This window comes from Vitreoscilla massiliensis, assembly GCF_001457815.1.
In the GTDB taxonomy this organism is placed as follows: Bacteria; Pseudomonadota; Gammaproteobacteria; order Burkholderiales; family Neisseriaceae; genus Vitreoscilla; species Vitreoscilla massiliensis.
On the sequence record NZ_LN898221.1, the window covers coordinates 1,164,565 to 1,176,399 of the forward strand.

An 11,835-nucleotide genomic window follows, 5' to 3' on the forward strand; every position below is an offset into this window, starting at 1 on the left:
TTAGTGGGTATGCACGATGGGCCAGCCATGCTCACGTGCATGGGCCAGCAAGGTGTCATCGGGATTCACCGCCACTGGATTGCTAACGTCTTTGAGCAAAGGCATGTCGTTGCGCGAATCGCTGTAGAAATAGATTTTGTCATAATCGGCGCGGGTTTTGCCTTGCGCCTGTAGCCACTGCTCCAAGCGGGTGATTTTGCCGGCTTGGTAGCTTGGCACACCTATATACTCGCCGGTATAGCGGCCATCGGCGCCAATTTCCAAGCTCACGCCTATCACTTCGGTAATGCCAAATTCGTGCGCAATCGGGGTAATGATGAATTCATTGGTGGCGGAAATCAGTAATAAATCGTCACCGGCTTGTTGGTGTTGCGTCACCAAGCCGCGCGCTTTGTCGGTGATGGTCGGGCGTATAAAATCGCGCATGAATTCTTGGTGCATTTCGGCCAATTCTGCCATGCTAAAGCGCGTGAGCGGTTCTAATTGGAACTCGAGAAATTCGTCCACATTCAACTGGCCTTGCAAATACTGCTGATAGAAATAGTCGTTTTTCTTGGCCACAAACGCGGCGTCGACGATGCCTTTGTGCATCAGGTATTTCGGCCATTCATTATCGGAATCGCTGGCGATTAAGGTATGGTCTAAATCAAATATGGCTAAATTCATGGGTGTCTTCAAGCAGTTGTTTGAGGAGTGGTAAGGTGATGCGGCGCCCCGTCATCAACGAGTAATCGTCTAATTTTTGCACCATGGTCACCAAAGAGTCCATGTCACGGCGCCAGTGTTGCAACAGGTATTTGAACAAATCATCGCCTATGGCCAATTGCCGCGTTTGCGCCAGACTTTTCAAGGCCTCGAGTTTTTCATCATCGTTCAAGGTTTTCAGCTCATACACCAAGGCATAGGCCATGCGCGTGCGCAAATCCTCGCGCAAATCCAATTGCAGCGGCGGCACGTTGGCGCTCATCAGCAAATAGCCATGGTGACCATCGCGGATTTGATTGAACATGTGAAACAAATCTTGTTGTTCGGTGTCGTCCAGAAATTCGATGCCATCGATGGCGATGAATTCAGCTTGTGCCGACGCCAAAGCAAACGGCCGTGTGCGCACGTCCCAATATTGGGCCGCGTGACCCAAACTGACGGCTTGCGCCGTCCAAGCCTTGAGCAAATGGCTTTTGCCACGACCTTCTGCGCCCCAAACATAGACCAAACGCTCGTGCGGGTTTTGTAAGACCTGCAAAAGTTCGCGATTGGCCTGACCCAAAAATTTGGCAAAATTCGGGTAAGCTTGGTTGTCAAAATTGAAAATCAATTGCGACACAGAAGTGGCTTTAATATGTGAATAGGGATGAGACATTGTAACGTGCTGCCACAGCTTCGGGCAACCGACAGCACGCTATCTGGGCTTACAGGCCGCTTATTCTTGATTGTGGCGTTGGTAATAAGGGCTGCGGAAATAGTATTGGGTCAATTCGCGCAGCAACACCAAGCATATCGCCGCCATCGGCAAGGCCAATAACATGCCGACAAAACCCAATAATTGGCCAAATGCCATCAAGGCAAAAATCACCCACAGCGGCGTTAAACCGATGCGCTCACCGACCAAACGTGGGGTGATGACATAGCTTTCCAATAATTGCCCGACCAAAAACACCGACCATACCGATACCAAGCCGCCAAACGTGCCAAACTGCAAGGCCGCCGCCAAAGTTGCCAACAGCAAACCGATGAAGGCGCCTAAATACGGAATCACCACCAACATGCCGGCCACCATACCGATGGCAAAACCCGAATCCAAACCCACCACCGTCAAACCACCGCCGTAAATCAAACCGACGATGATCATCACCAACAATTGGCCGCGCAAATACTCGCTCAGGGTTTTGTCAATTTCACCGCCTATGCGCAGCACTTGCTCCAAATAGCGGCGCGGAATCAAGCGGTGGGTGCCATCGGCCCAACGCGGCCAATCGGCCAAGAAGTAATACAGCAAAATCGGCAATAAAAACAAATTGGCGGCCATCAGCATCAGTGCCGTGCCTTTGTTGGCCAAAAACGGCATGACTTTGGTCAGGCCAGCGCGGATTTCTTCGCTGTTTTGGGTCACGTATTGGGTGATGACTTGACCATTCAGGCTCAAATGGGTGTGAAATCTTTGATTGATCATCGGTATCAATTTGTGTTGCACATAATTGACCATGTCTGGCAGCCGTTGCCACGCCGCCTCGGCTTGCTGTGCCATCATCGGCAGGATGAACAAAATCAGCCCCACCACCAACGCAATCGCCAGCAAGGTCACCAACATCGCCGCCAGTCCACGGCCCATTTTAAGGCGCGTCAGTTTGTTGACCACGGGATTGAGGATGTAGGCCAAGATGGCCGCGGCGATGAATGGCGTCAAAATGGTGCGCAAGTTGTACACCAACACCATCAAAATCACAAATACCAAACTGCCTATGATCCAATGCACATAGGGATTGCGAGCACGCACATACATGGCTAAGCCTTTATGACAATGTAAAAAGAAAACCGTTTGCATCGTAACACAATGCCAACGGTTTTAGACACCTACCTCTATGTTTCAAAGCATTTTTCAGGCCGCCATCAATTGGCGCAACACATAATGCAAAATGCCTCCAGCTTTAAAATACTCCACTTCGTTTAAGGTATCGATGCGGCACAACACTTGCGTGCTCACGCTGCTGCCATCAGCACGGGTGATGTGCAATTCCAAGGTTTGCTGCGGTTTAATGGCATCGCTGAGGCCACGGATGCTGATTTGCTCACGTCCGGTCAAGCCCAAGCTGCTGCGGCTTTCGCCATTGATGAATTGCAACGGCAACACGCCCATGCCAACCAAATTAGAACGGTGTATGCGCTCAAAACTCTCGGCAATCACCGCTTTGACACCCAATAACAGCGTGCCTTTGGCCGCCCAGTCGCGCGACGAACCGGTACCGTACTCTTTGCCCGCCACAATCACCAACGGGGTGTGTTCGGCTTGGTAGCGCATCGCCACATCGTAAATCGCTTCTTGCTGGCCGCTTGGCACATGCACACTGAAGCCACCCTCTACCCCGTCCAACATCTCGTTTTTGATGCGGATATTGGCAAACGTACCGCGCATCATCACCTCATGATTGCCACGGCGCGAGCCATAAGAGTTGAAATCAATCGGTGCCACGCCTTTTTCTTGCAAATAGCGACCGGCAGGTGAATCGGCTTTAATATTACCCGCGGGAGAAATGTGATCGGTGGTGACCGAATCACCCAACACCGCCAACACTCGCGCCGCTTCAATATTGCCAATGCTGCGGGTTGGCTCGCCTATGTGTTCAAAGAATGGCGGGTGTTGGATGTAGGTGGAATCTGCATTCCAGTCATAAGTCTGACTAGGTTTCACCGCAATCGCTTGCCATGTGGCATCGCCATCAAACACTGCCGCATATTCTTTGCGGAACATGGCGGTATCGACTTGGGCCACGGCATCGGCAATTTCGGCTGAGCTCGGCCACACGTCTTTCAAATAAATGTCTTCGCCTTGGGCATTTTGTCCCAATGGTTCGGTGTCCAAATTGATTTTCACGCTGCCGGCCAATGCATACGCCACCACCAACGGTGGCGAAGCCAACCAGTTGGTCTTCACCAATGGATGGACACGGCCTTCAAAATTGCGGTTGCCCGACAATATCGACGCCACGGTCAAATTGCCTTGGTTAATCGCCTCTTCAATTTCCTTGGGCAAAGGCCCTGAGTTACCAATACAAGTGGTACAGCCATAGCCAACCAAATTAAAGCCCAATTGGTTTAAAGCGTCGGTTAAGCCGGCCTGTAACAAATAATCGGTCACCACTTTTGAGCCTGGCGCCAATGACGATTTCACCCACGGTTTGCGCTGCAAACCTTTTTCCAAGGCTTTTTTCGCCACCAAACCGGCCGCCATCATCACGCTCGGATTGGAGGTATTGGTACACGAGGTAATCGCCGCGATGACGACCGCACCGTGTTTCAATTGGTGGGTTTGACCATCAATGTTGCAGGCGATGCTAGGCTCGTCTTCCAGCGACTCTTCCGCGCCCACGGCCGCACCCGCGCCGCCCTCACCAATCAAACGTGCCAATTCTTTCTTGCTCACCGGCGCACTACTGTCGACGAATTGTTTAAATGCTTGCGGCACTTGCGCCAACACCACTTTGTCTTGTGGACGTTTCGGGCCAGCCAACGAGGCTTCGACCGTGCCCATGTCCAATTCCAATACCGCGGTGAACACCGGCTCATCGCCAGCATGGCGCCACAAACCTTGTTGCTTGCAATAGGCTTCAACCAAGGCTATGCGGTCTTCATCGCGACCACTGAGGCGCAAATAGCCCAAAGTCACCTCGTCTACTGGGAAGAAGCCGCAAGTGGCACCGTATTCGGGCGCCATATTGGCGATGGTGGCACGGTCGGCCAATGGCAAATCGGCCAAGCCATCGCCAAAAAATTCCACAAATTTGCCGACCACGCCTTTTTGACGCAGCATTTGCGTCACCGTCAACACCAAATCGGTGGCGGTAATGCCTTCACGCAGTTTGCCGCTGAGCTTGAAGCCGACCACTTCCGGTATCAACATCGACACTGGTTGCCCCAACATCGCCGCTTCCGCTTCAATACCGCCCACGCCCCAACCCAACACGCCCAAGCCATTGATCATGGTGGTGTGCGAATCAGTTCCCACCAAGGTATCAGGGAAGGCATAAGTCTTGCCGTCTATGTCACGTGTCCACACCGTTTGCCCCAAGTATTCCAAATTCACTTGGTGGCAAATACCGGTACCTGGCGGCACCACGCGGAAATTGTCAAACCCTTGTTGACCCCAACGCAAGAATTGGTAACGCTCTTCATTGCGCTGCATTTCCAATTTCACATTCAAATCAAACGCATTGCCACTGGCAAAATGGTCTACCATCACCGAATGGTCTATGACCAAATCCACTGGCGACAAAGGGTTGATTTTATTGGCATCACCACCGGCTGTTTGCATCGCTTGGCGCATCGCCGCCAAATCCACCACTGCCGGCACACCGGTAAAGTCTTGCATCAACACGCGCGCGGGACGGTATTGGATTTCCTGCGTGCTGGACGTGGTTTGCAACCATGCAGCGATGGCCTTGATGTCGTCGGCTTTTACCGACACATCGTCCTCGAAACGCAACAGGTTTTCCAATAAGACTTTGAGGGATTTGGGCAGGCGCGACACATCGCCTATGTGTGCAGATGCGGCCTGTAAATCAAAATAGTGGTAGGTTTTGCCTGCCACTTCCAGTGTTTGCTGCGATTTGAAACTGTTTAATGAAGTGCTCATAAGGATTCCTAAAACAAATTCAACTGGTTCGGGAGTGATGTTTCAATGTGTTTCTTATTATGCAGACTGCAAGCGCCGAAAAAAGTTTGACGCTTTGACTTAGGCTATCACATCCATAAAAAAACGCACCTCTTACGGGTGCGTTTTAACTTAATCTTGCATGCTTATTCGCGTATGCCTTCGACTTGGATGCGCAATTTGGTTTGCATTTTGAAACCAAAATCTTTGCCATAGCCTATGCCAAAGTCAGAGCGGTCAAACTTGGCTGAAGCATCGGCACCACAAGTCTCTTTTTTGCTCATCGGGTTCACAAAACACTTGAATGAATCGACTTTCAAGGTCAAAGGCTTGGTCACGCCGTGTAAAGTCAATTGGCCTACCACGGCTGTTGGTTTGCCTTGTTTGAAATGGCTTAAGGTGCCTTTGTAAACCGCAGTTGGGTATTTGGCCACGTCCAAGATTTCAGGGCCTTTGGCATGGGTGTTCAAGGCTGCATTGCCACTATCAAAAGAATCCATTTTGATGACCGCTTCCAATTGGCCGGTTTTTTTGGCCGCATCCAAGACCACTTTGCCTGAAGATTGGGTGAATTTACCGCGCCAAGTCGAGATGCCACCGAAATGGTCGGCTTCAAAACTAGGGTAAGTGTGGTCGGGGTCGAAATTATAGGTCACAGGTGCGGCTTGAACGGCCATTGCGGCCACCATTGCCATTGCGCCCATCAAGCCCATTGCGGTTTTTTTCATGTCGGTTATCCTGTTAAGCGTTTGCGGTTGAAATTGCAGCCACTGTAAGCGATATCCACTGTCCTAACAAGCCGGCTACAGTCAATGAAGATTAACTGTTGGTTAATGATAGCGATTAAAAAAGCGGCCTGTAAACTTACAGGCCGCTTGTAAAGACTTAAAAGATACTATGCCCACACCAACAAAGCATGCAATTTTTTACCCCGACGGATGATGGTGTATTTGCCAAAGCGTTGGTCGGCTTCGGTCAACAAATACGCATCATCAGGCTTTTCGGCTGCATGGTTGGGATTGTTGGCTGTGGCAAGCGCACCATTCAAGGCCACGGCACCGCTGGCGACAAAACCACGGCCTTCTTTATTCGATTTAGCCAACTCGGTCAACACCAAGGCTTCGACCACATTCATGCTGCCACTGGCTTTGAATGTGGGTAAACCATCCAAAGCCAATTGCTCGAAATCGCTTTCGGTCAAATCGCTTTGGTCTTCAGCAAACAAACTGGCTGAAATGCGCTGTGCTGCAGCCAAGGCTTCTTCGCCGTGAATTAAGCGCGTCATTTGTTCGGCCAAAATGCGCTGTGCTTCAGGCTTGCTGCCGCTGGCTTGGTCGGCCGCCTCGATGGCATCAATTTCTTCCACGCTTAAGAAGGTGAAGAATTTCAGAAATTTGTACACATCGGCATCGGCCACTTTGAGCCAGAATTGGTAGAACTGGTAAGGCGAGGTTTTCTTCGCTTCCAACCACACCGCGCCGCCTTCGGTTTTACCGAATTTGGTGCCATCGGCTTTGGTGACCAAAGGCAAGGTCAAGCCGTACACGGTGTCTTTGTTCAAGCGGCGGGTCAAGTCTATGCCGGCGGTGATGTTGCCCCATTGGTCAGAACCACCGATTTGCAATTTGCAGCCATGGCGGCTGTTCAATTGGGTGAAGTCATAGGCTTGCAACAGGCTGTAAGCGAATTCGGTAAACGAAATGCCGACATCGTCGCGGTCCAAACGCTGTTTCACCGATTCTTTGTTCATCATCGCATTCACCGAGAAATGCTTACCGATGTCGCGCAAGAAATCCAAACAGCCCATGCCGCCAAACCAATCGTGGTTATTGGCCATGGTGGCGGCATTGTCGCCGTCAAACGACAAGAATGGCGTCAATTGATTGCGGATTTTTTCCACCCAAGAGGCCACGGTTTCGGGCGTGTTCAGGCTGCGCTCTACCGCTTTAAAACTCGGGTCACCAATCATACCAGTGGCACCGCCGACCAAGGCGATGGGCTTGTGGCCAGCCAATTGGAAGCGGCGCAAGGCCAAAACAGGCAATAAGTGACCAATGTGCAAGCTGTCTGCGGTAGGGTCAAAACCACAATACAAAGAAATCTGTTCTTGATCCAATAATTGTTGTAAGGCTTCCGCGTCGGTGGTTTGGGCTATCAAACCGCGCTGTTGTAATTCGTTGATTAATCCGCTCATTGCTGCTGTCTTTACAAAACGATGATAGAAAAAAGAGCTTTCAGGACGCCTGAAAGCCTCATAACATTTGTGCTGTGCGCCATTTTACAGGATAGATGGCCTTGGGGTCTAACCCAATTGCCAGCGCGTTTTACTCCACCACGCGCTGCCCATGCAATCCGATTAAGCCTTCTACACCGACTTTGTCCAAATAGATGCAGTATTTGCGCGGTATCACCACCGCCAGCAAATGCTCAATATCGGTGTAACCACCGGCCTCGTAGCGCTTCACCAACAAGTCTAGCATCACCTCAAACCACGTTTCTAATTTGGGCAATAACACCGGATCGAAACTCCACAAACGCGTCATGTACATGTATTTGAAGCTGCCGCTGGTGGATGCATCCAGATAAGAATGATTTAAACGCAAAAAAGCACAGCGCCCTTGAAACTGCTCATCTTGATACACCTCTTGCTGAAACGGCGCGCACAAGCTGTAGCGGCCTGAAATCTTGAACACACGCCGATACGGGGCCAAATAACTCTGCTCGATGCACCATTGTAAAAATGCATGCATGGCGGTGATTTCGTTTAGATTCTTAATCGAACTGCCAGCAGGATCGCGCTCAGGGGAACACACTTGGTAATTGCGCTGCACCGCTTGGTGGCCAAAGAAATGCATCACCATCTTGGCACCGGCCTGTAAAAACATCTGCTCGTATTCATCGGGTATGCGTTCACGCGACAATTCCAATACCACGATGTCTGCGTCTAGCGCCCGCTCCCGTATGCTTTGCAAGGTTTGCATGGTTTGCGCCACCCTATCGGCGGTCGGCATCAAGCCATAAGAAGTGACCAAGGCCGAAGACACGATGAATAAATCCCGATATGCCGCCATAAATTCCCCAAAACTGCACAAATTATTTTTTAAACGCGAAATACACCGCGCACAAGATAAAACCAAAACTGATGAGGTAATTGGTTTTAAAGCCTTCTTTGAGGTAGAACACCGCAAACAAGGCAAACACCGTCAGCGTGATGACTTCTTGCATGATTTTCAACTGAAACGGGCGTATGCCCCAAGCCGCACCATAATGGTTGGCCGGCACCGCCAAACAGTATTCAAACAAGGCGATGCCCCAGGAAATCATCACGATTTTCCACATGGGCATCAGCGCATTGCCCGGCTTGATGTGCCAATACCACGCAATCGTCATCAATAAATTGGACAATACCAACAAGCTTAACACCGTTGCCGTCTTAATCAACATACTCACTCACATAAAAAAACGCGCTCCCTAGCGCGTTGTGTTGCCACTGCCCAAGCTTAAGCAGCGTTTTTCTTCACCCAGGCCACATAGGCATCGACCCAGTTTTGCATAAAGCTGCCGGTACGCTCATTGAACTTGTCCTCTGCATCTATCATGCCATCGCGCCATTGAATATAGGCTTCAGGCTGATTCAAAGCAGGCATATTACAAAATACCAAGGTATTGCGTAAATGCTGTTGTGCCATGGAAGTGGCTGGTGCACCACTTGAAGTCCCCATAATACCCACGGCTTTGCCACTCCACGAGTTTTGTCCATACGGACGCGAGCCGTGGTCTATGGCATTTTTCAAGACGCCGGGGATGGAACGGTTGTATTCAGGGGTGACAAAAATAATGCCGTGTTGTTGTTCGATGTGTTGTTTGAAGGCGCCCACGACTGCGGGCTGATTGCCATCCAAATCTTGGTTGTACAAGGGCAAATCACCGATTTCAATGAATTCGGCGCTGAAATCAGGCGGTAACAATTTCGCCACCGCTTGCGCCAATTGACGGTTAATCGATTCTTTGCGCAAACTGCCTACCACTATGCCTATTTTATAAGTGCTCATGGGCTGCCTTCCATTTTTCAACAAAAAGATTGAAAACAAGATGTGTCTGTGTTGACTGCTCAAACCTCTTACTGCTGTTTTACCGTGACCAAAGCGGCCTGTAAAAACTCGTCCAGAAAATCATAGCCTGCATGGCTACCACCTTCAATCAGTTGTACCTCTTCTTGCGGAAAAGCCTGCTTGGCAATGCGATAATCCAACACCTCATCGGCCGTGCCCAGCATCACCAAGCGCGGGGCGAAATTGGATTCGGTGTAAGTTGCCTCATTCTTATACGCAGCCAAGCCCGGGTATTTTTTCAAATGGGTGTGGTAAAACTTCAAGGCTGGATTGACAATCGCCGCCGCCACCAAATGCAAGACCGCACTGCGATTGGCCCAATAGCCGCCCAAACTGCAACCGATGCACGCCACCACATCGTGCAAAGAAAAGATTTCCGCCACAATCTGATCGATGACAGGTGGCGGAATGTCGGTGTAATCCACGTTTAAGCCTATGAGTTCATACCCTTGCGCGCTGAAAAATGCCTTGGTGCGCGCGAATTTCTCGGTTTGGCAATTGGACTCGAAGCCATGAAAATAAAGGATGGTCTGCATGGTGTGTTTCCAAAACAAAGCGCCTTAAAAAAGGCGCTGTTGTTAATCAAACATTGAATAAGAAGTTGATGACGTCGCCGTCAGCCACCACATATTCTTTGCCCTCAGCGCGCATTTTACCGGCCTCTTTGGCTTTCGCCTCACCGCCCAAGGCAATGTAGTCGGCAAATGCAATCACTTGTGCACGAATGAAACCACGTTCAAAGTCGGTGTGAATCACGCCCGCAGCTTGCGGTGCGGTGTCGCCTTTGTGTATGGTCCAAGCACGCACTTCTTTCACCCCTGCGGTGAAGTAAGTTTGTAAACCCAATAAATCGTAACCGGCACGAATCAAACGGTTCAAGCCCGGCTCTTCCAAACCCATTTCTTGCAAGAACTCGGCTTTGTCAGCGTCATCTAAGTCAGCAATTTCCGCTTCCATCGCTGCACACACTGCGACAACTGGCGCGTTTTCTTTATTCGCCAACTCAGTCAAAGCATCCAAGAATGGGTTGTTGCTAAAGCCATCTTCGGCCACGTTGGCCACGTACATCGCAGGTTTAACTGTCAACAAACACAAAGGTTTGATGATGGCCAATTCTTCTGCGTCTAAACCGGCTGAACGCACTGGCAAACCTTGGTCCAAATGCGCTTGCAATCGTTCCATGATGCTGACCAATTTTTGCGCATCTTTGTCACCAGACTTGGCTTTTTTGCCTTCACGGATGATGGCTTTTTCAACTGAGGCCAAATCGGCCAAGGCCAATTCGGTGCCTATGGTTTCAATGTCGGCAATCGGGTCTACTTTACCGGCCACATGCACGATGTTGTCGTCGTCAAAGCAACGCACCACATTCACAATCGCATCGGTTTCACGGATATTGGCCAAGAATTGGTTGCCCAAGCCCTCCCCTTTGCTGGCACCAGCGACCAAGCCGGCGATGTCGACGAATTCCACGATGGCCGGTTGGATTTTTTGTGGGTTCACAATTTTGGCCAACTCATCCATGCGGGTATCGGGTACTTCAACAATGCCCACATTCGGTTCTATGGTACAAAATGGGTAGTTTGCCGCTTCAATACCGGCTTTGGTTAAGGCGTTAAATAAGGTGGATTTACCCACGTTTGGTAAACCAACAATGCCACACTTCAAACTCATAAGGCGTCCTGAAAAATCTGATGCAAAATAAAGCGCCCATTGTAGCATAAGCCTCTGTTATTGCTTATGCCACATATGCAAAAAGCCGAACACTGGGTTCGGCTTGGCTTTTTAAGACAGTTTAACGGTGCGGTCCCTTGCCTTGGCTGTGACCATAAGCACTGTTGCCTGGGTGACCATGGTAACCCTGTTTTTTATAATGACCATGACCGTTGCCACGACCACCATCGTGATACGGCACAATACACGCACTTAATAATAAGGCCATCGCTGTGAGCAACAGCACAGAGCAGTGTTTCATCTCATTTCTCCCATTCAACGACGGTAACCGCGGTAATCATTGCGCGGACCATAGCCATAACCATAACTTGGACGGCCATAAGTCGGCCTGTAAGACTGTTGGTAACCACCATAATAGCCATTGCCACCATAATAACCACGGTTATTGTCGACCAAACTGCCCAAAGCACCGCCTATCAACGCGCCACCGATGGCACCACGGGCATCGTGGGTAATCAGCGCGCCGGTCGCTCCACCCAAAACTGCCCCTGCAGCCATATTGGGTTGGTTGTACGGCGCCACCACACAAGCGCTGAGCCATAAAGCCGCAGCACTCATTAACAACTTAGCTTTCATCTTGTTTCCAATGTGTTGATGCTAACCATGACAGACCGCCATATTATC

13 protein-coding genes are annotated in these 11,835 nt (G+C 50.3%); all 13 read right to left on the minus strand.

Annotation, left to right across the window (positions count from 1 at the left end):
• On the minus strand, positions 1–666 hold the full coding sequence (locus BN3003_RS16985; RefSeq protein ID WP_058357802.1) for a histidinol-phosphatase: 666 nt from the start codon (positions 664–666) through the stop codon (positions 1–3).
• Positions 647–1,324, minus strand: coding sequence for a DnaA regulatory inactivator Hda (hda, locus tag BN3003_RS16990; RefSeq protein ID WP_058358100.1), 678 nt, complete (start codon positions 1,322–1,324; stop codon positions 647–649). The genes BN3003_RS16985 and hda overlap by 20 nt, the downstream gene beginning before the upstream one ends.
• 96 nt (positions 1,325–1,420) lie before the next feature.
• The gene (locus BN3003_RS16995; RefSeq protein ID WP_058357803.1) at positions 1,421–2,500 is read right to left on the minus strand and encodes an AI-2E family transporter; all 1,080 of its coding nucleotides are present in this window, start codon (positions 2,498–2,500) and stop codon (positions 1,421–1,423) included.
• Positions 2,501–2,596: 96 nt separating this feature from the next.
• Positions 2,597–5,347: an aconitate hydratase AcnA gene (gene acnA / locus BN3003_RS17000; RefSeq protein ID WP_058357804.1), complete on the minus strand. Its 2,751-nt coding sequence runs from the start codon at positions 5,345–5,347 to the stop codon at positions 2,597–2,599.
• A gap of 164 nt (positions 5,348–5,511) precedes the next feature.
• The gene (locus tag BN3003_RS17005) at positions 5,512–6,093 is read right to left on the minus strand and encodes a YceI family protein (protein WP_058357805.1); all 582 of its coding nucleotides are present in this window, start codon (positions 6,091–6,093) and stop codon (positions 5,512–5,514) included.
• A gap of 167 nt (positions 6,094–6,260) precedes the next feature.
• A complete protein-coding gene (tyrS, locus tag BN3003_RS17010) occupies positions 6,261–7,559 on the minus strand; it encodes a tyrosine--tRNA ligase (RefSeq protein ID WP_058357806.1) in 1,299 nt (432 codons plus the stop codon).
• Between the two features lie 130 nt (positions 7,560–7,689).
• Positions 7,690–8,436: a hypothetical protein gene (locus tag BN3003_RS17015; protein ID WP_058357807.1), complete on the minus strand. Its 747-nt coding sequence runs from the start codon at positions 8,434–8,436 to the stop codon at positions 7,690–7,692.
• A gap of 22 nt (positions 8,437–8,458) precedes the next feature.
• Positions 8,459–8,809 carry a DMT family protein gene (locus tag BN3003_RS17020; protein WP_108721550.1) on the minus strand — a complete coding sequence of 117 codons (351 nt, stop codon included), beginning with the start codon at positions 8,807–8,809 and terminating at the stop codon, positions 8,459–8,461.
• 56 nt (positions 8,810–8,865) lie between these two features.
• The gene (locus tag BN3003_RS17025; RefSeq protein ID WP_058357809.1) at positions 8,866–9,417 is read right to left on the minus strand and encodes an NADPH-dependent FMN reductase; all 552 of its coding nucleotides are present in this window, start codon (positions 9,415–9,417) and stop codon (positions 8,866–8,868) included.
• A gap of 68 nt (positions 9,418–9,485) precedes the next feature.
• Complete coding sequence (locus BN3003_RS17030; RefSeq protein WP_058357810.1) at positions 9,486–10,013, minus strand: YqiA/YcfP family alpha/beta fold hydrolase; 528 nt, start codon at positions 10,011–10,013, stop codon at positions 9,486–9,488.
• Positions 10,014–10,059: 46 nt separating this feature from the next.
• Positions 10,060–11,151: a redox-regulated ATPase YchF gene (gene ychF, locus BN3003_RS17035; RefSeq protein WP_058357811.1), complete on the minus strand. Its 1,092-nt coding sequence runs from the start codon at positions 11,149–11,151 to the stop codon at positions 10,060–10,062.
• Positions 11,152–11,272: 121 nt separating this feature from the next.
• Complete coding sequence (locus tag BN3003_RS17040; protein WP_058357812.1) at positions 11,273–11,452, minus strand: hypothetical protein; 180 nt, start codon at positions 11,450–11,452, stop codon at positions 11,273–11,275.
• A gap of 14 nt (positions 11,453–11,466) precedes the next feature.
• Positions 11,467–11,787: a glycine zipper domain-containing protein gene (locus BN3003_RS17045; protein WP_058357813.1), complete on the minus strand. Its 321-nt coding sequence runs from the start codon at positions 11,785–11,787 to the stop codon at positions 11,467–11,469.
• Positions 11,788–11,835 lie beyond the last annotated feature (48 nt).